The sequence below is a fragment of the Bradyrhizobium sp. genome, assembly GCF_016219575.1.
GTDB lineage: Bacteria > Pseudomonadota > Alphaproteobacteria > Rhizobiales > Xanthobacteraceae > Bradyrhizobium.
The window spans coordinates 58,973-80,466 of record NZ_JACRMG010000001.1; the positions used below are offsets into that span (position 1 = coordinate 58,973).

The window sequence follows — 21,494 nt, forward strand, 5'->3', positions numbered from 1 at the left end:
CGTCGCCGCATCCGCAGCCAAAACGCCTATGACATGAAGATACCAAAGCCTTTCTGCTGCCGCGTTGCATCACTTTTCGGCCGATTTGATTTCCGGGGATGGTCCGGCAATATCCGCTACCACGGCAGCCATCAGCGATTCCGCCAGCGGGGCATCTGCAATCACCCGAGACAATATGACAGCGCCAACCATCTCTGAGAGGATGGCAGCGGGATGTCTGCTGCCGCTAGCCCCAGGGGACGCGGACGATAGTTTCGCAATCTGGTCGAGATAGTATTGGATCGCCGTGATGAAGACAGCACGGAGAGCGGGATCGTCGCGCCGCGCGGCGTCGGCGGCCAACGCCGGCAGAATGCATCCGGACCCTGGATCGTCACGGTGAGCCGATGACACATAGCGTTCGATGAGTGTGCGAAGCGGATCTTTTGGCTGCTGTGCCAGTCCGTCCTTCAGCAACGCTTTCGTGTCCGCGATCGCACGTTCGCTGGCCTTGACCGCCAGATCATCCTTTGAAGCGAAGTTGCGATAGAAGCCGCCATGAGTCAGCCCGGCTGCTTTCATGATATCGGCAACGCCGATCCCGTCGAAACCATGCTTGCGCAGCAGGCGCGCCGCAGTCTCGATGATCTGCTCGCGGTTCTCCTGCGCCCTTTCTCGCGACACCCTCATGGTCTGCTCACTCCGCTGGTAGCAGGACCGGACCTGCGTCTGATGGTCCCAACCGCGGCCGAGCGTTCTCAGATTCGCAAAAACTCCGCTTGACATTATTCATGACGACCATCATCTATCAGTTAAAATGACGGTCGTCATCAAAAAAATGAGGCGAATGACCGCCGTTCCCGGGAAAACCAACCATTTCGTGAAATGAGAGGTAATATAATGCCGATTTTGAAGGCGCAGGCGCGCCGGAAGACCGCGTTCCTCACCGGCGCGTCCAGCGGCATTGGCAAGGCTGCCGCTGCCGCGCTGACGAATGCCGGCTACCGGGTGATTGGAACCAGTCGGCACGCCGGCCCGGACGCGGTGCGTGACGGCATCCGGATGATTGTGTGCGATGTGACGTCAGATGAATCCGTTGCAGTCGCCGTAGCTCGGGCGCATGCCGAACTCGGGCAGATCGATCTGTTGGTGAATAATGCCGGGGTCGGAGTAACCGGCGCGGCGGAAGAAAGTTCGATCGCGCAAGTCCGTTCGTTGTTCGAGACTAATTTTCACGGCGTCGTGCGGGTGACCAATGCTGTGCTGCCGATCATGCGAGGGCAGGGTAGCGGGCGCATTCTCAACGTCGGTTCAGGGCTCGGGCTCATTCCGGCTCCCTACAGCGCGTACTATTCGGCAAGTAAACACGCGATCGAGGGGTATTCGGAATCGCTCGATCATGAGGTGCGTGAATTCGGCGTACGCGTCGTTGTCATCGAGCCGGCTGCCACGCGCACTTCGTTTGAAACGAGCACTGTCCCGTCTGATACGCCACTCGCGGCCTACGACGCGAGCCGCGCGAAATATCTCGTGGCGTATGAACGCGCGATGGCCGTGGCGGACACCGCTGAAAGCGTAGCTGAAACCATCGTACGTGCAGCGCGCGATAAAACTCCGCGCCTGCGCTACCCGTCCGGCAAGGCCGCGCGGCAAGTCGCATTCGCCCGGCGCTTTGTTCCTCGGGCCCTGTTCGACAAGATTCTGCGGTCGCAATTCGGGCTGGCGTAATCAGCACATGTACTGGCGCGCAAAAAGGGAGCTGTGCCATCCGGCCGAATATCCCTTCCATCTTGGAATTTTCGGTCCGAGCCGGACAATGGAGAAAGCCATGGCTAGTTCTGTTACTCACATCGGACGGGGAGCGCGCTACATAGATGCACCCACGCTCTCGATAAATGTCGGGGGGACACCTTTCGTCTACCGCGACATCGGCCCCCGGAGCGGCGTGCCGCTCATTCTTCTCAATCATTGGGGCGCGGTTCTGGACAATTTCGATCCGCGGATTGTCGACGGCCTCGCCAGCAAACATCGCGTGATCGCGACAAACTACCGGGGGATCGGTGCGTCGGGCGGAACAGCGCCTGTGACCATCGATGAAATGGCGCGGGATGCGATTGCCCTGATCCGCGCGCTGGGCTTCAACAAAGTCGATCTGCTCGGCTTTTCCCTCGGCGGTTTTGTGGCGCAGGATATCACGCTGAAGGCACCGGGCCTTGTGCGAAAGCTCATTTTGACCGGCACGGGGCCCGCGGGCGGCGAAGGCATCGATAAGGTGTGGCCGGTATCCTGGCCTTTGATGATCAAAGGTTTTCTGACGCTGCGGGATCCGAAATTCTATCTGTTCTTCACGTCCACGGCCAATGGCCGCCAGGCGGCGGAAGCCTTCCTGAAACGCCTAAAAGAGCGCAAGGCAGGCCGGGACAAAGGACCTACGCCCGGCGCCTTCTTGCGGCAGCTCAAGGCGATCACTGCTTGGGGCCGGCAGGCGCCTCAGGATCTCGGAAGCATTCGGGTCCCGGTACTGATCGCGAATGGCGACAACGATATCATGGTGCCGACCGCAAACAGCATCGATATGGCGTGCCGTATCCCGGGCGCAGAACTGGTTATCTACGAAGATGCCGGGCATGGCGGGATTTTCCAGAATCACGCCGATTTTGTGCCGAAGGCCTTGTCCTTCCTCGGCGCATGACGCCGCGACAATATTTCAAGTTGGAGAAGACACCATGAAGGCATTCGTTGTCGACAAATACAAAAAGAACGGCGCTCTGCGCTTGGCCAAAGTACCGGAGCCGGAGGTGCGGGACGATGATGTCATGGTTCGAGTTCACGCAACCGGTGTGAACCTTCTGGACTCCAAGGTTCGGAACGGAGAGTTCAAACTCTTCCTGCCGTATCGTCCGCCTTTCGTCCTGGGCCACGACGTTGCCGGGATCGTCACCAGGGTTGGTCCCAAGGTCAGGCGGTTCAAGGCGGGCGACGAGGTCTATGCACGGCCACGCGATCACCGGGTCGGAACATTCGCGGAATTCATTGCCATGAATGAAGCCGACGTGGCGCTAAAGCCCAAAAACATCAGCATGGAAGAAGCCGCCTCCATCCCGCTGGTGGGGCTGACCGCCTGGCAGGCGCTGGTAGAGGTGGCCAAGGTGAAACCCGGGCAGAAGGTCTTCATCCAGGCCGGCTCCGGTGGTGTGGGGACTTTTGCCATCCAGCTTGCCAAGCATCTCGGCGCGACAGTTGCGACGACGACGAGCACGAAAAATGTCGAGCTGGTCAAGGGACTCGGCGCGGATGTGGTCATCGACTACAAGACGCAGGATTTCGAGAAGGTTTTGTCGGGCTACGATCTGGTCCTGCACAGCCAGGACGCCAAGACGCTTGAAAAATCCCTGCGCGTGCTCAAGCCGGGCGGCCTCCTCATTTCGATTTCGGGGCCGCCGGATCCCGAATTCGCCAAGGAACTGGGGTTGAACCTGTTCCTGAAGCTGGTGATACGCCTCCTGAGCCGTGGTGCGCGGAAGCAAGCCAAAAGCCTGGGTGTGCGCTTCTCATTCCTGTTCATGCGTGCGCAGGGACAGCAGTTGGGCGCGATCACTTCCCTGATTGAATCCGGCGTGATCCGTCCGGTCGTGGATAAGGTCTTCCTGTTTGAAAAAACCGCGGATGCTTTGGCTTACGTCGAGACAGGACGCGCAAAGGGCAAGGTCGTCGTCACGGTCGCAGACTAAAATCCACCGCGGCACCGCCGGTATTTACGATGCCGCTTGATAGAATACCCTGAGAGAGAGCAAAATCATGGCTGAAAATCCCACCGTCCTTATCACCGGAGCCTCCTCTGGCATCGGAGCAACTTATGCAGACCGTTTCGCACGCCGCGGACATGATCTCGTGCTGGTGGCCCGCGACAAGGAGCGAATGGAAGCTCTTGCTGCGCGGCTTCACGGCGAGACGGGTGTGGCTATTGACATCCTGCAGGCCGATCTCACCGACGCGCGCGACCTTGCAGTCGTCGAAACGCGGCTTCGTGATAACCGCCGCATTGGCGTCCTCGTCAACAATGCAGGAGCGGCCCTGGGCGGAGCCTTCGTCGCGCAAGCAGCCAACGATGTCGGACGTCTCGTCGCTCTGAACACGACAGCGGTCGCTCGTCTCGCCAGCGCCGTGGCGCCGCGGTTTGCAGAGGCCGGCGAAGGCGCGATCATCAATATTTCTTCGGTCGTCGGGCTTGCGCCGGAATTTGGGATGTCGGTGTACGGCGCGACCAAGGCTTTCGTGACCTTTCTGTCCCAGGGGCTCAGTCTCGAGCTCGGCCCCAAGGGCGTCTATGTCCAGGCAGTCCTTCCCGCGGCGACGCGCACCGAGATCTGGGAGCGTGCCAGCATCGACGTCAACACACTTCCCGTGGTGATGGAGGTTGGAGAGCTGGTTGATGCTGCGTTGGTTGGCTTCGATCGCCGTGAATCCGTGACCATCCCGCCGCTCCAAGACGCCGGGCAGTGGGACGCTTACCAGGCGGCCCGGCAAGCGATACTTCCGGGCCTTCGGCAGGAACATGCGGCCGCCCGTTATCAGGCGGCGCTCTGACACTCTCGGTGCTGCGGTAAAGCGCTGGCACGTCGAGTTTGAAACATCTGCGGTGCCGCACTCTGCGCCGCTGCTGGTCTGATGTCCTTGGTAGCGCAAGCGGGCGATGATAAGCGAAGACAGATTTAGAGCTTCAAGGCGAAACTCCTCAAACTCTTGGTGAAAGTGACAATGAGCAACAAGACACTCTTTGAACCCTACGTACTCGGCTCTCTCACGCTGTCTAATCGGATCGTCATGGCTCCGTTGACGCGCAACAGAGCTGCGGCCGGGTTTGTGCCCGGCAATCTGGCTGCGGAATACTACGCACAACGCGCCTCGGCGGGCCTGATCATCTCGGAGGCGACCCAGATATCGCGGCAGGGTCAGGGTTATCAGGATACGCCCGGCATCTACACACAGGCGCAGATCGACGGTTGGCGAAAGGTGACGTATGCCGTTCACGCCAAGGGCGGTCATATCTTCCTGCAGCTCTGGCACGTTGGCCGGGTGTCGCACGTCGATCTGCAGCCGAACGGACAACTTCCCGTGGCCCCATCCGCCATCAGGGCCGAGACCAAGGTGTTCGTGAACAATGCCTTTGTCGATACATCCGAGCCTCGCGCACTCGAACTGGACGAAATTCCGGGTATCATTGAGGATTTCCGTCGTGCGGCAGCAAATGCGATCGAAGCCGGCTTCGACGGTGTCGAAATTCATGGGGCTAACGGCTATTTGCTCGACCAGTTTACCAAGGACGGAGCCAATATCCGCTCTGACAGGTATGGCGGGTCGATCGAAAACCGGGCTCGGTTGATCTTGGAAGTCGCAGCTGCGGTTGCCGCGGAAGTCAGCGCGGAGCGAACCGGCATCAAGATTTCGCCGGTGTCGGCCATGACCGGGGTGTCCGCAACTGACCCGCAGACGCAATTCAACTATATCGTCGAGAAGCTCGACGAACTCGGTATTGCCTACCTCCATGTCGCCGAAGGTGCGCTGGGCGGGCCGCACGGTGTTGCGCCTTTCGACTACGAGGCGCTTCGACGCAGGTTCAAGAACACGTACATCGCCAACAACGGCTACGATCTGGAGCTTGCGATGACCAAGCTGCAGCAAGGGCTCGCGGATTTGGTGTCCTTTGGCAGGCCATACATCGCCAACCCGGATCTGGTCGAGCGCCTGAAGATCGGCGCGCCGCTGGCCGGCTTGAATCCGGCGACCCTCTACGGAGGAGGCGCGGCGGGCTACACCGACTATCCGGCCATGGCCGAGTCAGCCCGCCCTTGATGGTATTAGCCGCGTGCGCGCGGCCCTAACGCTCGCGCGCCCGATTTTAGGTGTCGCGGCAGTCGGCTCGGCAGGTGTCGAGCAGTTCGTCCGGTCATTGCAAGGAGCACATCATGGCAGACACGCATCTTACTGCACCGACCCGCATCATCGAGGTGGAGGGCGACCGCTTCGCCTATCGTCGCTGGGGCAAGGCGGGCTCGGGACAGCCTCCGCTCTTCTTCCTTCAGCATTTTCGCGGCGGCATGGATCATTGGGACCCGCTCATGACCGATGGACTGGCAGCGGGCCGCGAGGTGATTCTGTACGATTACCGGGGCTGCGCATCGTCAACAGGCGTGCCGTGCACCCTCATTGAGGACATGGCGGATGACGCGGCAAAGGTAATCCGCGCGCTCGGTCTTTCCAGGATCGACGTCGTGGGGTTTTCGCTCGGGGGGATGGTGGCACAGGATTTGACCCGGCGTCATCCCGATCTCGTCCGTAAGCTCATGTTGCTCGGCACTCAGCCGCGCGGCGGCAATCCCGATCCGAATCCGAAGATTTTCGAGGTCGCGCCCCGACCGGTGCCGACCGTCGATGACTTCTTGTTCCTGTTCTTCGGTCCGTCCGAAGCGGCCAAACAGGCAGGCCGCGACTTCTGGAAGCGCCGTCATCAGCGCGAGGATCAGGATCCGCCGAGCTCGCCTGAGTTCATGCAGGCGCAGATTGCGGCAAACGGGGCCTTTGTAGCGCCGCTCGATCCGGAAAAGCCATTCGCCCATCTGAACGAAATCACCCAGCCGACCCTGGTGGTCAACGGTGTCAACGATGTCATGATCGCTACTATCAACTCGTGGCACATGGTTCAGAACATTCCGAATGCTCAGTTGATCGTTTACCCCGATGCCGGTCACGGGGCGCAGTTCCAATATCCCGACAAGTTTCTGAAACACGCCATCCAGTTTCTAGCCGAATGAATGCACTGCGCCCCCCAACGGAGGGCGCGACCATCTGCGAGCGCCAGATTCCCCTAGGCGAGCCAGTAGGAAAGACCCATGTACGCTGCGATCCGAAGATTAGCGGCCAGACTAATCGAGAAGTCGCGAGTCCTCCTCGATCTTCTTTCCACCCTTGATGATCCTTATGGTGACTATCGGTTTGCACTCGGGACGCGCGTTCATCATCTCGAGGCCGAGGTAAGGACGCTTTGGTCACTGCTAGGAAATCCCGGGGAGACTTCAGGGAAGAGTAATCATGCCAGCGATGAACCACTGAAGAAATAGATATACAAAGACGGTGCCGAAAACTTGCCGGCCACCAAACGCATCGGAGGAAGCAACATGACTCAATCCAAAGGCGATCCCCAACCTTCCGTGCAGGACGTTGCACTCATTGTCGGCGGCGGTCCAGGCATCAGCTCGAGTTGCGCCCGGCTGTTCGCGGAAAGCGGCATGCGTGTCTGCGTCGCGGCCAGAAATCCTGAAAAGGCGGTTCTCACGACGCTCGAGAAGACGCATGATGTGCGCCGATACGCCTGCGATGCAAGCGAACCGGCAGCCGTGGCACAGCTATTCGCGAATGTCGCTCGAGACGTCGGGGCGCCGAGGCTCGTCGTGCATAACATCGACGGCCGGGTTCCCGGCATTTTCCGCAAGAACGTCATTGAAGCCGACCCGGTCATGGCGCTCGAAACACTTCGAAATTCGGCGTTCAGCGCGTTTCTGGTCGGTCAACAGGCCGCTCGGCTCATGCTCGGAAACGAACCCGACGCCAATGGCGCGAGAGGAACGGTCATCTTCACGAACGCCAGCGCGGCGCTCAAAGGCTTCCCGTCAAGTGGCGCCTTTGCAATGGCATGTCATGCCAAGTCCGGACTCGCGCAAAGCATGGCAAGAGAATTGATGCCGCAGGGGATCCATGTAGCGAATGTGCCGATCGACGCCGCGATCGGCTGGACTCAGGAGGACGGGACCCGCGCGCACCGACTGGCGGGAACGACCGTCGACGATAATATGGCCGACCCTGTCCACATCGCGAAAACCTATCTACAACTGCATCGCCAGCATCGGTCGACTTGGGCCTTCGAAGTCGTGCTCCGGCCGTGGGTCGAGAAATGGTGATTGGCGTTCGCGGCGGCGCTGTCGGTCCGGTTGCGCCGAGAGTTTAGCGCTCCAGCCTTTTCCTGGTCGAACGAAGGATATCGTCCGATAGTTTGGGATCACTTACGGCGCGGGCAAGCACGAGCGCTCCAACCAGAGAGGCGAGGGTCGTCAGCGCCTCCTCATCGCGTTGCCGTTGCTTGATCCCGGAATCCATTCGGCCACCAAGCCAGCCGACCATGCCCCTCAGTCCGGCTGTGAATCGCTCTCGCGCTCCTTGGCTTTGGCGCGGCATCTCACAGCACAAAGCTGCAAAGGGGCAGCCGCTTCCCGGCTGGTCGCGGTGCGCCGCCGAGAGATATTCCGAAACGTAGTCGCCGAGAGCGGACACCTCACGCAGTTCCTGTCCTTTAACGGCTATCGCGTCGGCGACCGCTTCCTCGACAAGCCGCTCTCTGGAACCGAACTGACTGTAGAGACTGCCGTGGGTCATCCCGGCCGCTTCGGTCAGCGTGTCCACGCCTACACCGGTGATGCCGCGCTCTCGCATCAGGCGCGACGCGGCCTTGAGAATTCGGTCGCGGTTTTCGGCCGCCTTTTCCTTGGATACGCGCATGGCGCACATATTAGGTTGGAGGAGGGGCTTGACAAGTATATAATTACGATCGTCATCTATCAAAAATAGTTACGATCGTAATTAAAAAAAGCGACTGAATTTGACCAGTGCAAATGTCGCCTCCTGCCGCCGCTACCGCCAAGAACCTTAGGACATAGAGAAACATGAGATCACTCGTCTTCAAGCGTTACGGCAAGCCAGGTCAGGTTATGCTTGCTGACACCCCCCAGCCGACGCCCAAGCCGACCGAAATTCTCGTTCAGGTTCACGCGGCTGGGCTGAATCCGATCGACAATATGATTCCGAAAGGAACATTCAAGCCCATCCTCCGGTTTGACCTGCCGGCCACGCTGGGCAGCGATTTGGCGGGTGTTGTCGTCGAGGTAGGAAGCCGCGTGACTCGCTTCAAGCCGGGCGACGCCGTCTTCGCCAGCCTCTTCGATCTCGGAACAGGCGCTCTCGCTGAATTTGCACTCGTGCCGGAGGATGCCGCTGCGCTCAAGCCGCCAAATCTGGACTTCGTGCAAGCGGCCTCGATCCCTATGGTCGGACTGACCTCGTGGCAAGCGCTCAAGGAGCGTGCACGCCTCAAGCCCGGACAAAAGTTGTTCATCCCCGCAGGTGCGGGCGGTATTGGTACGTTCGCGATCCAGCTCGCGAAATACCTCGGAGCAAAGGTGGGGACGACAACCAGCACCGGAAACGTGGATCTGGTGCGGAGCCTCGGAGCCGATGAGGTGGTTGACTATAAGAAGCAGGAATTTGAGGATGTGTTGCGGGACTACGACGCCGTGCTGGGCACAGTCAGGGGCGATGCGATCGAGAAATCCCTTCGGATATTGAAGCCTGGAAGTACCGTCGTTTCGCTCGTCGGGCCACTGGACGCCGCGTTTGCGCGCGCCCGAAGATTGAACATCTTCATGGTGTTTCTGTTCGGATTGATGAGTCGTAAAATCATGCGCCGCGCCGGGAAATGCGGCGTCGCGTATTCGTTCCTGTTCGTGCGTCCGGACGGTAGGCAACTCGCCGAGATCGGCGAGCTTCTTAAGGCAGGGCACATCCGGCCGGTGATCGACAAGGTATTCCCATTCGAACAAGCGAAAGAAGCGCTCGCGTATCTCGACAAGGGAAGGGCCAAAGGGAAGGTCGTCGTCCAGATGAAGTAACGGCGTTGAACATGGCCGTTGACCGACCAGGCCGCGACGCCGCGGATGCACGCATTGTCAACGCTTTCCACCGAAGCTCCATATTGCCCGTCCCAACTGCGAAGAGGAGGAAGTGTGGTGCCTCGGTGTTGATCTACGGAGCCGCAACGAGCCAGGGCCGTTTCGAAAATTTTCGGTGAAGGAACTCTGTGAATGCCCGGACGCGCTGCGATCCACCCGGCTGCGGCTGGTAAAGCGCGAAGATCGGCTCGTCCAATTTGCTGGTGAATTCCGATAGAAGCGGGATCAGTGTGCCGGCTCTAATGTCGTTCGCTACCACGAAGTCGGCCACTCTGATTATCCCGACGCCACGAAGCGCAAGCTCACGCAGCATCGGCGCATGGTTCGACGAGGCATTTCCTTCGATTCCGGGGCCTTCGGGAATGGACTTGAACGACCACGGGACAGCCCTTGTTTGAAGCGAAAAGCTCAGACAGTTGTGCAGTGCGAGATCGGCCGGCGACTCTGGAATGCCCCGGCGCTCGAGGTAGATCGGCGATGCACAGACGACCCAGCTGCTGTCCGCTACCTTGCGAGAGACGAGCCTGCTGTTTTCGGGGCGTCCGTACCTCAAGACAATATCGATATCGGTGTTGACGCTGTCTATGTTTTCAGTTCCGAGCTGAATGTCCACTCGTATTCCAGGATTGGCGTCCAGGAATTCCGGAAGGACCGGCGCGAGCTGGGAAAGGGCAAAGGAGGGTAGGGCATATACGCGAAGCTGCCCCGTGGGAGCCAACGAGAATTTCTCGATGAGGCTCTCTGCGTCGGTCATGGCTTCGATAACGCGGGACGCCCTCTGAAACAGCGCCTTACCTTCCTCCGAGAGCCGGACGGAATGGGTTGTGCGATTGAAAAGCCGGGCGCCGAATTTGTGCTCAAGCCTGGTCACGACCTTGCTGATGGTTGACGGCGTGAGCTCCAGTGCACGGCCAGCGGCCGAGAAGCTCCCGCTCTTCGCGATCTGTACGAACACCAGAATCTCTTGAAACCGGTCGTTCCGCGTCACGTCCCTGGTTCTCCCCCTACCGATACCTGCGCTCATGGATCAGACACATCCGATCTAGCGTGATGTGAATTGAATTCATAGCCGTTTTTCACTCCGCAGCGTGGCGTGATCCGATCCCGGGCTCTAAAGCACCTTGGCTAAATCGATTCTGCGGACAACGCGGAACGACCCCAAGGAATGCTTCGCGAGGGAGGGGCAGAACGCGTGATCGATCTTATTGCACAGCTCGCCGTCCTCGGGATCGCCAACGGCGTCGGCTACGTCGTCGCCTCGCTCGGCCTCACCATCATATTCGGCGTCATGCGGGTCGTGAACTTCTCGCATGGCGAGTTTTACATGCCCGGCGCATTTACTGCGTCGACGCTGATCGCGAGTCTCGGCCTGCACTATCTCGTGGCCCTGCCACTTGCGGCATTCATCGTCGGGCTTATCGGGATCGTGTGCGAGAAGCTCGTCCTCGCGCCGCTTCACGACAGGTCTCCGCTCACCCCGCTTCTTGCCACGCTGGGCCTCAGTATCATTCTCCTCGACGGCGCTGAACTCATTTGGGGCGCGTCTCCGCGACCGGTTCAGAGCCCGTTTGAACAAGAAATCATCGTCGTCGGCCCAATCTATCTGACCGAGCAACGCGTTCTCATCATGCTGATCGGCGCGATTACCGTATCGCTGCTTGGCATTTTTCTGCGATACGTCACGGCGGGAAAACTCATTCGCGCGACGGCTCAGGATCCGGAAGGTGCCGCTTTGGTCGGCATCGATATCGACGCCGTACGGGGATCACGTTTGGGCTCGGGTGCGGTCTGGCCGGCCTGTCGGGCGGACTGCTTGGGGCGACTGCGATGGCATACCCGTTCATGGGCCAGGCCATCGCTATCAAGGCCTTTGCCGTCATCATCCGGGGAGGGTTGGGAAGCGTTCCCGGCGCGATCCTTGGAGGAATGGCTCTCGGCCTCGTGGAAGCGATCGCCGGAGGATTGTTGTCGACCGAGTACAAGGATCTCTTCAGCTACACGGTCATCATCTCCGTCCTCCTGTTCAGGCCGAGTGGCCTGGTCAGCGCCAGACAATGAAAGGACAAATTGTGGGCGCCGACCCGAGACGCGTTACCCTGTATGGGATCGTTTTCTTGATCGCCTGCATGGCGCCGCTCGTGGTCCCGAGCGGCTACTTTCTCCATTTGCTAGTCCTCTTCCTGATCTTCGGGACCTTGGCACTGAGCCTGAGCATCATCGTCGGGTTTCTTGGTGAACTGACGCTTGGGCAGGCAGGGTTCTTTGCAGTCGGCGCATATGCGTCCGCCTTGCTGAGCGTCGATCAGAACTGGCCCTTCTGGTTTTCGCTTCCGGTAGCCGGATTGATTTCCGGCCTGACCGGAATCCTGGTCGGGATTCCGTCTTTCCGGCTGCAAGGACCATACTTCGCCATCGTGACGCTCGGATTTTCCCAGATCATCGGTCTGGTCATCACGAATTCGACCTCGATTACGCGAGGCCCGATGGGCATATCGAGGATTCCGGCTCCGACGCTGGACCTCCCCATGCTACCCACCATTCGATTCAGTACCGAACTGTCCTATTATTATCTCGCGCTCGCGCTGCTGTTGGTAACCGTATACGTGGTCCGCCGGCTGCTCGCCTCCCGCACCGGACACGCGATCGTGGCCATCCGCGAGAATGCGGCTCTCGCACAGTCGGTCGGCATCGATCTCTATCGCTACAAGATCACTGCATTCTTCATCTCCACTTTCATCGCGGGGATCGCAGGCGCGATGTATGCGCACTACGTCAGGGTCATCACGCCCCACCTTGCCGACGTCTACTACACCTCCAGCGCACTGATCATGGTCGTTGTCGGCGGGGCAGCCACCATATCCGGCGCACTCATCGGAGCGTTCATTTTTACGATCGTACCGGAGATCTTGCGGTTCGTTGAGGACGCAAGACTTCTGGTGTTTGGCGTGATCCTCATTCTGTCAATTCACTACATGCCAAAGGGGATCGGGCCAGCTCTCGCCCAACTCCCCAGCTGGCCGTCCCGGCGGGGCAGGCCATCGAGTGACGAGGGCGGAAAATGAGCGCCGGCGATTACCTCAGCGTATCGGATCTGACCGTCAAGTACGGGGGATTGTTGGCTGTAAACAAGTTCTGCATGACCGTGGAGCAGGGCGAAATCGTCAGTCTCATTGGCCCAAACGGCGCAGGAAAGACGACGGTTCTGAATCTCTTGACCGGCTTTGCGAGACCGTCAGGTGGGAAAATAAACTTCCAGGGCAACGACATCACGGGGACGCCTCCGGCGAGGATCGCCGCGAACGGGATTCGTCGGACGTTCCAACAGAACAGTTTGATGTTCGATCTCACAGTCGCAGAGAATGTCCGCGCCGGTCTCCACACCCGCGTCAAGTCGGGTTTCTTTGCATCCCTGTTCTACAGCGCAGCGTTCGGCGAGGAACATCGCGCAATCCGCATCGGGGTGGACCGCGTACTGGACGCGATCGGCATGCAAGCTCAACGAGACATCGTGGCCCGCAACCTGCCCTTTGGTGATCAGCGCAAGCTCGGCATCGGGATCGCGATAGCGGGACAGCCGAGCCTGCTCTTGCTGGACGAGCCGGCGGCGGGGCTGAATCCGGATGAGAGCGCGCAGCTTACCGCGCTGATCCGCCGGTTGAGGCAGGATGGAATCACGATCGTCCTGGTCGAACACGATATGCGGGTCGTCATGGGCGTGAGCGACCGGATCGTCGTTCTCAGCCGCGGCGAGAAGCTCGCCGAGGGCACCGGAGCGGAAATCTCCACAAACAAGGAGGTGCTGCGGGCCTACCTCGGTGACGGTTCTTGGACGATGCCCGCCGCCATCAATTAAGGAAACAATCAACAGGAGGGATGAGATGAGACAAGGAATGGGCGGTAAGTGGATCAAGTTCGCAGCGTTGGCCATTGGCACGATGCTGGCCGGCGGAGCATCAGCGCAATCTGAGGCGCCGGCGAAGGTTGGGGTTACGCTCCCGCTGTCGGGTCCGTTGTCCGTCAATGGTCGCAACTATCAGAATGCCATGGTGCTTGCGGAGAAGAAGATCAAGGCCGAACAGCGCAGGCCTTTCGAGGTGATCGTCTATGACGACAAGGGCGTGACCGAGGAGGCCGTGAGTGCGGCCAAGAAGCTCTTCTCGCGGGATGGGGTCGACGCGCTCGTGAGCGGCGCGATCAGCGGCCCGGCGCTGGCCCAGAAGGAAGTCTCGCGCGAAGCGGGCAAGGTTCACGTCATCATCACTGCCCAGCATAAGGACATTACCATGCAAGGGCACTCGCATTTGTTCCGGTTCAACACGACCGTGGAGATGGGAAGTCGGGCCCTCCTGAAGTATGTGGTCGAAACGATCAAGCCGCGCTCTGTTTGGTATCTCGGGGTTAATGACGAATACGGACGCTCCGTCGCAGCGGTTTACAAGGAATCGCTCGAAAAAAGCGGGATACAACTCCTCGGCACAGAGTTCTACAACAGCAACGACACCGATTTCCTGATTTACCTTGCGCGAGGCAAGTCCGCGAAGCCGGACCTCATGTTGCTGGCCGCTCCTTCCGATGCGGTCGCTGCGACGATCCTGAAGCAGAAGAAGCAGATCGGGTTCGATGCTCCGGCGGCGCAGGCGGCGGGCGTCCTGACCAAAACACTGGTGGACCTGGCGGGCGGTGCGGCCGAAGGCATCGTCAGCGTCGATAGCTGGGTAAAGACTTGGATACGCCTGCGAACAAGTGGTTCGTGGAAAACTATGAGAAGGACTTCGGTAAGCCGGCCGGCAAGCAGGAGGCAACTGCATTCGAGTCGCTCCTGTTTCTTGCGCAGGCCATCGAAAGGCCGGCTCGGCAACTGATGCCGACAAGATTTCCGAAGTGTTCCGAACGACCACCTTCGTAGGGCCTCGCGGCAATATTACGTTCGACGGCATCGGCCAGGCGCTCGTGACCGACTATCCCATCGTCGTGCGTAAGGGCGAAATCGTGCTGGCTGAGTGAAATGCGAGGGTAGAGCACTCGCACGTGAAGTTGACAGAGCAGGTCCAGACGATGCTTCAGGTAGAGAATCTTCACGTCCGCTACGGCGAAGTCACAGCTCTCAATGGTGTCAACATCGTCGCCAATGAGGGGGAGTTCGTGACTCTCATCGGCGCGAACGGAGCCGGAAAAAGCACGCTCCTGCGTACGGTTTCGGGCCTTTCGAGGCCTTCCGCAGGAGCGATAACCTATCGCGACGTTCAGATCGATCGCCTTCCAGCGCACGCCATCGTGGGGCTTGGCCTCGTCCACGTCCCGGAACGGCGTTCGCTTTTCCCCCGCCATGACTGTGATGGAAAATCTCGAGCTGGGGGCCTATCGCCTTAAGGACAAGTCCGTCTTTGGAAGCCGGGTGCGCACTGTGTTCACCGACTTCCCGGTGCTGGAAGAGAAGAAGCACCAGCTCGCCGGCAATATGTCGGGAGGTGAGCAGCAGATGTGCGCGATAGCGCGGGGCCTCATGCTGGGCCCCCAACTCCTTCTGCTGGATGAGCCGTCTCTGGGACTGTCTCCTCTGCTGGTCGGCATGCTGGGTACTATCATGAAGCGTCTTCACGAAGGAGGGCTGACGATCATCCTCGTGGAGCAGAACGCATTTCTGGCGCTGAACCTTGCTGATCGGGCCTACGTCCTGGAGCGGGGTCGCATCGCGCTTGAGGGAACAGGCCGGGAATTGTTGAACAGCGACCGCGTGAGGAAGGCCTATCTCGGCCTCTGAGAAATATCCGCTTCCTGGAAGCGCCGGCGCGTGGGCTGATGAATTGACGTCACATCCGTTTGTCAGCTGGGCATCTGGCCGACGGGGGCCAACAGGTTGAGGATGACCAGAAGGTGCAGCGCTACCCGATCGCTTCGGGCGGTCGGCGCGAAAGCCAGGAAATAAAAATTCTGATCACTGAACGGGAGCGGGATGCACGATGGACCAAGTTGGACCGGATGTTACGGCGGACAATCACAGTCGCCGTTACCTGATAGCAGCGGATACAGGCGGTACGTTCACAGACCTTGCCGTGTTCGACACGCAAACCGGCGAGACCCGCTTCGGAAAGACGCTGACCACCTATGGTGATTTGGTCGCGGGGGTCATCGCAGGCCTTGAGGACACCAAGGTTAGACTGGATCAGGCGGCGATATTCAAGCACGGCACGACGCACGTCATCAATGCGTTCATCCAGAGGCAGGGGGCACGGACGGCCCTGGTGACGACCAAGGGCTTCCGCGACGTGCTCGAGATCGCCCGCGGCAACCGGCCGGAAACCTTCAATCTTCGCTACCGTCGGCAAGAATGTCTTGTGCCCCGACGGCTTCGCTTTGAAGTGGCGGAGCGGATCGAAGGAAAAGGAGAGGTCGTTCAGCCGCTCGATCGTAAGGACGTGGAGCGACTGATTCCCGTTCTGCGCGCTGCAGGAGTGGAGGCGATCGCCGTGTCATTGCTGAATTCTTACGTTAATCCGATCCATGAGGAGGAGGTAGCGCGGATGCTGTCCGAAGCGCTGCCCCACGTTTACGTCACCTCGGGCACGCGGCTGTCGCGGGAGTGGATGGAATACGAGAGAACGTCGACGGCAGTGGGCAACGCGTTCGTCGGTGCGCGCATGTCCGAATACATCGCGGGCTTCTTTTCCGAACTGAACGATCGCGATTTCCGCGGCCGATTCTACCTTTCGAGCTCGAGCGGAGGAGTGATCACCGCCGAGGATGCCATCGCTCAGCCAATTGCCCTCGTCGAGTCAGGCCCGGTGGGAGGCTGCATCGGGGCCGCCGCCTACGCGGCCGCTCTGGAGCTCCCGCGGATCGTGGCTTTCGATATGGGCGGCACGACGGCCAAATGTGCCCTCGTCGAGGATGGGCGTTTCGATGTCGTTAGCACCTACTGGGTCGGCGGGTATGAGCGCGGGTTTCCGATACGCACTCCAGTCCTTGATATCGTCGAAGTCGGAGCGGGCGGCGGCTCGGTCGCCTGGGTCGACGAGAACAAGCGGATGCGCCTGGGCCCCAAGAGCGCTGGGTCGGATCCCGGTCCGATCGCATTCGGCCGTGGGGGCATCGAACCCACCGTGACGGACGCGAACGTCGTGCTCGGCCGAATCGGATCGGATAGCTTCATGGGCGGTCGGCTGTTGCTGGACGTCGAGTCCGCAAAGACGTGTATCTCGGAACAGCTCGCTGGACCGCTGGGCTACTCCGGACCGGATGCGGTCGACCGGGTTTCGCAGGGCATCCTGGATCTCGCCAACGTCACCATGGCTGGCGCAATCAAGGAGATTACCGTCGAGCGCGGTCGTGATATTCGCGACTATCAGTTGTTCGTATTTGGCGGCGGCGGTCCGCTCTTTGCTGCTGAGCTGGCACGGGATCTCGGGATCGAGGAGGTCGTGGTTCCACCTCATCCGGGGGCGTTTTCGTCCCTGGGCATGTTGATGACGGAGGCGCGCCGCGATGCCGCCCGGACGTTTCTAAGCGCCCTTTCCCCAGCCTCGATCGTAGGCGCTCAATCACAGTTCGAGGTCATGGAGCGCGAGTTGCGGGATTCCATGAGCGCCGAGTTCGACGTCAGCCGCATCTGCTATCTTCGCGAGGCCGATATGAACTATGTTGGCCAATCCCACACCGTACGGGTCAGTCTCCCGCCTGAGCTCTCGGTTGGGGCAGTCAGATCGGCCTTCGAAAGAGAGTATCTCGCCCGTTACGGTCATTCGAACGAAGGAATGGAAGTGACCTTTGTGGCGCTGCGTGCCGGCGGCGTCGTTCCGACCGCAAGGCCAAGCCTTGAGGCTGTCAAATGGGTCGGCGAGGTCAACGCCGAACCTGGGCCCAGCTTCTACAGGCAAATCTACTTCGCTCGAGCCAAGGCACGGCTGACCACCCCGGTGTACCGCCGATCGGACCTGCCGATCGGGGCCGCCATCGAGGGACCCGCTGTGGTCGAGGAATACAGTTCCACAACGGTGATCGGGGCCGGAGACCGCCTCGTCGTGGGCAAGCTCGGAGAACTCCGCATCACTTGCGCGATCAATCGACGGACGGAGAGGTCGACCCATGAATAAGATGCTTGCTTCCAGCCTGGCCGTTCCGGCCGTCGACCCCATCGAACTTCAGATCATTCGGCAGCGTCTGATTGCCATTCCGAATTTGATCGAGAAAAACATCGAGAGAACAGCGTTCAGTCTGCTGGTCCAGGAATACAAGGACTACGCCGTTGGCTTTGTCGACGCTCGGGGGCAATTGGTGACGCAATCACGCTATAGCCTTCCAGCCTTCGTCGCGAACGCCCTCGGTCTTGGTGTCCGATCGGGTTTGGCGGCCTTTGGCGAAAAAGCCATGCGCGATGGGGACGTATTCTTCGTCAGCGATGCCGAGGTTCTTGGCGGGCATCTCAATGATATCTGCATGTTCACGCCGATCTGGATTGAAGGCACCCTGATCGGATTCTTTGCGGTGATCGTCCACTGGATCGATGTCGGAGGCGCCACGGCAGGCTCCTGCCTTGCGCCCACGGCGACCGAATTGTCCCAGGAGGGTATCCAGTATCCCGTGATGAGGCTGGTGCAGGAAGGCCGCAGGCTGGATGAAATCTTTCGCTTGATCGCGAAGAACACGCGCTTTCCGCGGCTGCTGATGGGAGACGTCGAGGCGCAGCTCGGCGGATGTGCGATGGGGCGCGAATTGGTTCGCGAGGTCGTCGCCCAGCACGGGCAGGCTGGAATCCTTGCAGCCATTGAAGCCATGCGGGCTGACTCCAGCCAAAACATGGCTCGCGCCATTCGTGCCGTGCCACCTGGCACCTATACGGCGTCCTCGTTCTTTGACGACGACGGTGTGGCGTTGGACCAGCCAATAAAAGTGAATGTGAAGGTGGTCGCCGATGGCGAGACCCTCACAATCGATTTTTCAGATGTCAGCGATCAGGTACCCGGTCCGTTCAATTCGGGCCGGGACGGAGGGGCGGTGGCGACCGCCCGCATGGCGCTGAAGTTCCTGTTATCCTCGTCGACCCCGGTCAACGAAGGGGAATTCGATAATGTGCGCGTTGAAATCCCGGATGGAAAGTTTCTGAGCGCCGGCCCCGAAGCAGCGCATGGATCCGGGCCAAATACCCACGCCTCGGTGGTTGATACGATCCTTCGTGCATTTCACGAGGCTCTCCCCGACATGGTCCCCGCGGGACATCACGGGATCTTTGGCACGCACACGATAACCGGCGTCAACGAAAGGACCGGCGAACGGTTCCTCTGCATGGACGCGATGTCAGGTGGTTGGGGTGCGTTTGCGAATTCCGATGGGCCGGGACCATTCCGGTCCACGGCTCACGGCGACGTGCGGGACGTGCCCGTCGAAATTCAGGAGGCCTTGTATCCTTACCGTATCGAAACGAAGCGCCTGCGCGAAGATTCAGGTGGGCCCGGGCGCTTCCGTGGCGGTCTCGGTGTCGAGAAAGTCTACCGCTTCCTGCAACCACTTACGCTTATGAACAAGCTCGATAGAACGAAATGCCCACCTTGGGGGTTGGTCGGCGGTGGACCGGGAAAGCCAGCTGGTGGAGAGGTGATCAGGGCTTCCGGCGAGCGCCATCCTCTTCGTAAAGGAATCCTGGCGGTAGGTAAGGACGACGTTCTCGTCATATCGAGCGGGGGTGGCGGAGGCCATGGGCCCGCGAGCGAACGTACTGCCGACCGGCTCAACGCGGACGTTCTGGAGGGCTATGTCACCGTCGAGGGCGCGCTCAGCGATTACGGAATTGTGTTGAAGAACGGCGCGGACAAGGGACAAGGTGAGCTACCTCCGGCTTGATAAAACACCCTATCTCGGTGTCCATCAAACCGGCAGCAGCTCAGGGCCATTGTTCTTCAAGTGATGTCGAACGAGGGTGATTGCCGCCTCAGACGCTGCAGCCGAATACCCACGATCTCCATGGACTAGAATCAATGAGACCGCGCCTTCGGACAGGAGCCAGACTGCGCGAGCCAGCTTATTGGGGCGGCCGACCCCAGATTGAGCCAATAGCTCCCCGAAGCATTTCTCCAACTTGGCCTTGTGTCGGCGAGCAATTAGCCTTGCCGGATGGCCCGGCAAGTCTGCGAGTTCTATGACGAGACGTGTGAATCCGGACCCGGCCCACCTTGGCCTATCTGCCCAAACGGCAAGGTCTTGGAACATCGCCTGGACGATGGTCTCGGCTGATCCAGAGAGACCATCTCCGAAGGAGCGGAAAGCCTGCACCGCCAGATGATGTTGAGATTCGAGCACATCGGCGAGCAGTTGATCCTTACTGTTGAAATGGTGATAGAGCGTGCGCTTCGTGAGCTTCGCCGCTTCAGCGATGTTATCCATTGTGACACGGTTGTAACCTTGGCGGCGAAAGAGCTTGTAAGCCGCTTCGAGAATCCGTCCGCGTGTCTGCTCGGCTGACCGTCGCATGGCGCTACCCTTGCTGAAGTATACTCAATAGTGAATTTACATGACCGGGGCCTGATGTAGAAGGCATTCATATCAGAACCTAAGCTCCGGGATCGCGGCATGCCTCACCACGCTCTAACTATACGAAGCATTACCGCGCGAGCCGTTGTCCTCAAGCTCAAGCGACCAGTCGTGGCCCGTATCGCCACCCTGTCCGAGTGGCCGGTTATCTTGATCGATTTGCATACCGAGGAAGGGATCACGGGTCGGGGCTACCTCGAACCCTATATCGTGAAGTCCATGCGTTACCTGGTGCCTGCATTGCAGGATTTTGGTGACATGTTCAAAGGACGTCGCCTCGCTCCGGTCGAGTTGTTCGACGCAGCACGTAAATCGCTGCATTTCGTCGGCTACGAAGGCTTGTCTATGATCGCCGCATCTGGCCTCGACATGGCAGCGTGGGATGCGCTGGCCAAAGCGGCGAACCAGCCACTTTGCGTGCTGCTCGGTGGCACGGTTGGTCCCGTGAAATCGTACAATAGCAATGGTCTGTGGTTGAAATCACCGGAGGCTGTCGCCGCCGAGGCAATTGAATTGCGCGACGAGGGCGGTTTCGCGGGCCTGAAGCTCAGGCTCGGGCGCGAACGCATTTCTGATGATCTTGCGACGCTGGATGCTGTGCGGAAGGCCGTCGGCGACGACATTCATCTGATGGTTGATTTCAATCAGGGGCTGACGCTGGCCGAGGCGCTTGAGCGTTGCCACATGATCGATGATCACGGGCTAGCCTGGATCGAGGAGCCGATCGTCTATGACAATCTCGATGGCTATGTCCGGCTCGCGGCCGAACTGAAGACGCCGCTGCAGATAGGGGAGAACTTCTACGGCCCGCGGGAGATGCACAAGGCGCTTCAGCGCGGGGCGTGCGACCTTGTCATGCCTGATTTTATGCGCATCGGCGGCGTCACCGGATGGATGCGGGCAGCGGCCATCGCGGGTTCGGCGGGAATACCCATGTCGACGCATCTCTATCCAGAGGTTGCCGCCCAAGTTATGCGGGTTACCGAGACGGCGCACTGGCTCGAATGGCAGGATTGGGTTGATCCAATCTTGCAGCAACCTTACGCGATCAAAGGCGGGAACCTGCATATTCCAGACGTGCCGGGCGTTGGCATTGAATGGAACGAGGATGTGGTTGCGGCGCATCAAATTTAAGCAACGACCGATGTCCCTCGGGCTTTGGCTATGCAGCGTCTGGGGTGCGCAAGCTGATCTCTGCCGCAATCGATGTATGAGCTG

At 59.8% G+C, this 21,494-nt stretch carries 20 protein-coding genes and 2 pseudogenes; 18 read left to right on the forward strand and 4 right to left on the reverse strand.

All coding sequences use genetic code 11. The features are described from left to right. Positions 1-69: 69 nt before the first annotated feature. The gene (locus HZB49_RS00295) at positions 70-669 is read right to left on the reverse strand and encodes a TetR/AcrR family transcriptional regulator (protein WP_291608434.1); all 600 of its coding nucleotides are present in this window, start codon (positions 667-669) and stop codon (positions 70-72) included. A 210-nt stretch (positions 670-879) separates the two neighbouring features. On the opposite strand from HZB49_RS00295, the gene HZB49_RS00300 reads away from it, so the two are divergent. The 7 genes from HZB49_RS00300 (at position 880) to HZB49_RS00330 (ending at position 7,934) form a co-directional block, all read left to right on the forward strand. Then, positions 880-1,707: an oxidoreductase gene (locus HZB49_RS00300; protein ID WP_291608435.1), complete on the forward strand. Its 828-nt coding sequence runs from the start codon at positions 880-882 to the stop codon at positions 1,705-1,707. 100 nt (positions 1,708-1,807) lie between these two features. Beyond that, positions 1,808-2,671, forward strand: a complete 864-nt coding sequence (locus HZB49_RS00305; protein ID WP_291608436.1) for an alpha/beta hydrolase — start codon at positions 1,808-1,810, stop codon at positions 2,669-2,671. A 34-nt stretch (positions 2,672-2,705) separates the two neighbouring features. Then, complete coding sequence (locus HZB49_RS00310; RefSeq protein WP_291608437.1) at positions 2,706-3,710, forward strand: NADP-dependent oxidoreductase; 1,005 nt, start codon at positions 2,706-2,708, stop codon at positions 3,708-3,710. Positions 3,711-3,777: 67 nt separating this feature from the next. Then, complete coding sequence (locus tag HZB49_RS00315; RefSeq protein ID WP_291608438.1) at positions 3,778-4,566, forward strand: SDR family oxidoreductase; 789 nt, start codon at positions 3,778-3,780, stop codon at positions 4,564-4,566. Between the two features lie 171 nt (positions 4,567-4,737). After that, a complete protein-coding gene (locus HZB49_RS00320) occupies positions 4,738-5,832 on the forward strand; it encodes an alkene reductase (RefSeq protein ID WP_291608439.1) in 1,095 nt (364 codons plus the stop codon). Between the two features lie 113 nt (positions 5,833-5,945). Next, positions 5,946-6,791, forward strand: a complete 846-nt coding sequence (locus HZB49_RS00325; protein WP_291608440.1) for an alpha/beta hydrolase — start codon at positions 5,946-5,948, stop codon at positions 6,789-6,791. Between the two features lie 363 nt (positions 6,792-7,154). Continuing rightward, entirely contained in the window at positions 7,155-7,934 is a 780-nt protein-coding gene (locus HZB49_RS00330) for an SDR family oxidoreductase (protein ID WP_291608441.1), read from the forward strand. Positions 7,935-7,977: 43 nt separating this feature from the next. On the opposite strand, the gene HZB49_RS00335 is transcribed toward HZB49_RS00330, so the two are convergent. Continuing rightward, positions 7,978-8,529 (reverse strand): TetR/AcrR family transcriptional regulator, encoded by a 552-nt coding sequence (locus HZB49_RS00335; RefSeq protein ID WP_291608442.1) that lies wholly within the window; start codon positions 8,527-8,529, stop codon positions 7,978-7,980. A 164-nt stretch (positions 8,530-8,693) separates the two neighbouring features. Between HZB49_RS00335 and HZB49_RS00340 the strand changes: the two genes are divergently transcribed. Beyond that, entirely contained in the window at positions 8,694-9,695 is a 1,002-nt protein-coding gene (locus HZB49_RS00340; protein WP_291608443.1) for an NADP-dependent oxidoreductase, read from the forward strand. A gap of 133 nt (positions 9,696-9,828) precedes the next feature. Here the strand turns inward: HZB49_RS00340 and HZB49_RS00345 are convergent, their stop codons facing one another. Next, the gene (locus HZB49_RS00345; RefSeq protein WP_291608444.1) at positions 9,829-10,779 is read right to left on the reverse strand and encodes a LysR family transcriptional regulator; all 951 of its coding nucleotides are present in this window, start codon (positions 10,777-10,779) and stop codon (positions 9,829-9,831) included. Between the two features lie 264 nt (positions 10,780-11,043). Here HZB49_RS00345 and HZB49_RS30005 point away from each other — a divergent pair. The 9 genes and pseudogenes from HZB49_RS30005 to HZB49_RS00390 form a co-directional block, all read left to right on the forward strand. Further along, positions 11,044-11,457 (forward strand): annotated as a pseudogene (locus HZB49_RS30005) (branched-chain amino acid ABC transporter permease); the annotation flags it as partial. Between the two features lie 62 nt (positions 11,458-11,519). Further along, positions 11,520-11,813: a hypothetical protein gene (locus HZB49_RS00355; protein WP_291608637.1), complete on the forward strand. Its 294-nt coding sequence runs from the start codon at positions 11,520-11,522 to the stop codon at positions 11,811-11,813. Positions 11,814-11,869: 56 nt separating this feature from the next. Continuing rightward, the gene (locus tag HZB49_RS00360; RefSeq protein ID WP_291608446.1) at positions 11,870-12,817 is read left to right on the forward strand and encodes a branched-chain amino acid ABC transporter permease; all 948 of its coding nucleotides are present in this window, start codon (positions 11,870-11,872) and stop codon (positions 12,815-12,817) included. After that, positions 12,814-13,608: an ABC transporter ATP-binding protein gene (locus tag HZB49_RS00365; RefSeq protein ID WP_291608447.1), complete on the forward strand. Its 795-nt coding sequence runs from the start codon at positions 12,814-12,816 to the stop codon at positions 13,606-13,608. The genes HZB49_RS00360 and HZB49_RS00365 overlap by 4 nt, the downstream gene beginning before the upstream one ends. Before the next feature lie 37 nt (positions 13,609-13,645). After that, positions 13,646-14,617 (forward strand): ABC transporter substrate-binding protein, encoded by a 972-nt coding sequence (locus HZB49_RS00370; RefSeq protein ID WP_291608448.1) that lies wholly within the window; start codon positions 13,646-13,648, stop codon positions 14,615-14,617. Positions 14,618-14,636: 19 nt separating this feature from the next. Next, positions 14,637-14,759, forward strand: coding sequence for a hypothetical protein (locus HZB49_RS00375; protein WP_291608449.1), 123 nt, complete (start codon positions 14,637-14,639; stop codon positions 14,757-14,759). Between the two features lie 51 nt (positions 14,760-14,810). Beyond that, positions 14,811-15,516: pseudogene (locus HZB49_RS00380) on the forward strand (ABC transporter ATP-binding protein). Between the two features lie 199 nt (positions 15,517-15,715). Continuing rightward, positions 15,716-17,845 (forward strand): hydantoinase/oxoprolinase family protein, encoded by a 2,130-nt coding sequence (locus HZB49_RS00385; RefSeq protein WP_291608450.1) that lies wholly within the window; start codon positions 15,716-15,718, stop codon positions 17,843-17,845. Continuing rightward, positions 17,838-19,589 carry a hydantoinase B/oxoprolinase family protein gene (locus HZB49_RS00390; RefSeq protein ID WP_291608451.1) on the forward strand — a complete coding sequence of 584 codons (1,752 nt, stop codon included), beginning with the start codon at positions 17,838-17,840 and terminating at the stop codon, positions 19,587-19,589. Before HZB49_RS00385 ends, HZB49_RS00390 begins: the two co-directional genes overlap by 8 nt. Positions 19,590-19,613: 24 nt before the next feature. Here HZB49_RS00390 and HZB49_RS00395 read toward each other — a convergent pair whose 3' ends face one another. Next, positions 19,614-20,216 (reverse strand): TetR/AcrR family transcriptional regulator, encoded by a 603-nt coding sequence (locus HZB49_RS00395; protein WP_291608452.1) that lies wholly within the window; start codon positions 20,214-20,216, stop codon positions 19,614-19,616. Positions 20,217-20,315: 99 nt separating this feature from the next. On the opposite strand from HZB49_RS00395, the gene HZB49_RS00400 reads away from it, so the two are divergent. After that, positions 20,316-21,410, forward strand: a complete 1,095-nt coding sequence (locus HZB49_RS00400; protein WP_291608453.1) for an enolase C-terminal domain-like protein — start codon at positions 20,316-20,318, stop codon at positions 21,408-21,410. The last annotated feature ends 84 nt before the right edge of the window (positions 21,411-21,494 follow it).

Bases quoted from the DNA above. Each gene is read 5' to 3' on its own strand.
- HZB49_RS00295 (WP_291608434.1), bottom strand. From the start codon at position 669: ATGAGGGTGTCGCGAGAAAGGGCGCAGGAGAACCGCGAGCAGATCATC.
- HZB49_RS00300 (WP_291608435.1), top strand. From the start codon at position 880: ATGCCGATTTTGAAGGCGCAGGCGCGCCGGAAGACCGCGTTCCTCACC.
- HZB49_RS00305 (WP_291608436.1), top strand. From the start codon at position 1,808: ATGGCTAGTTCTGTTACTCACATCGGACGGGGAGCGCGCTACATAGAT.
- HZB49_RS00310 (WP_291608437.1), top strand. From the start codon at position 2,706: ATGAAGGCATTCGTTGTCGACAAATACAAAAAGAACGGCGCTCTGCGC.
- HZB49_RS00315 (WP_291608438.1), top strand. From the start codon at position 3,778: ATGGCTGAAAATCCCACCGTCCTTATCACCGGAGCCTCCTCTGGCATC.
- HZB49_RS00320 (WP_291608439.1), top strand. From the start codon at position 4,738: ATGAGCAACAAGACACTCTTTGAACCCTACGTACTCGGCTCTCTCACG.
- HZB49_RS00325 (WP_291608440.1), top strand. From the start codon at position 5,946: ATGGCAGACACGCATCTTACTGCACCGACCCGCATCATCGAGGTGGAG.
- HZB49_RS00330 (WP_291608441.1), top strand. From the start codon at position 7,155: ATGACTCAATCCAAAGGCGATCCCCAACCTTCCGTGCAGGACGTTGCA.
- HZB49_RS00335 (WP_291608442.1), bottom strand. From the start codon at position 8,529: ATGCGCGTATCCAAGGAAAAGGCGGCCGAAAACCGCGACCGAATTCTC.
- HZB49_RS00340 (WP_291608443.1), top strand. From the start codon at position 8,694: ATGAGATCACTCGTCTTCAAGCGTTACGGCAAGCCAGGTCAGGTTATG.
- HZB49_RS00345 (WP_291608444.1), bottom strand. From the start codon at position 10,779: ATGAGCGCAGGTATCGGTAGGGGGAGAACCAGGGACGTGACGCGGAAC.
- HZB49_RS00365 (WP_291608447.1), top strand. From the start codon at position 12,814: ATGAGCGCCGGCGATTACCTCAGCGTATCGGATCTGACCGTCAAGTAC.
- HZB49_RS00370 (WP_291608448.1), top strand. From the start codon at position 13,646: ATGGGCGGTAAGTGGATCAAGTTCGCAGCGTTGGCCATTGGCACGATG.
- HZB49_RS00385 (WP_291608450.1), top strand. From the start codon at position 15,716: ATGGACCAAGTTGGACCGGATGTTACGGCGGACAATCACAGTCGCCGT.
- HZB49_RS00390 (WP_291608451.1), top strand. From the start codon at position 17,838: ATGAATAAGATGCTTGCTTCCAGCCTGGCCGTTCCGGCCGTCGACCCC.
- HZB49_RS00395 (WP_291608452.1), bottom strand. From the start codon at position 20,216: ATGCGACGGTCAGCCGAGCAGACACGCGGACGGATTCTCGAAGCGGCT.
- HZB49_RS00400 (WP_291608453.1), top strand. From the start codon at position 20,316: ATGCCTCACCACGCTCTAACTATACGAAGCATTACCGCGCGAGCCGTT.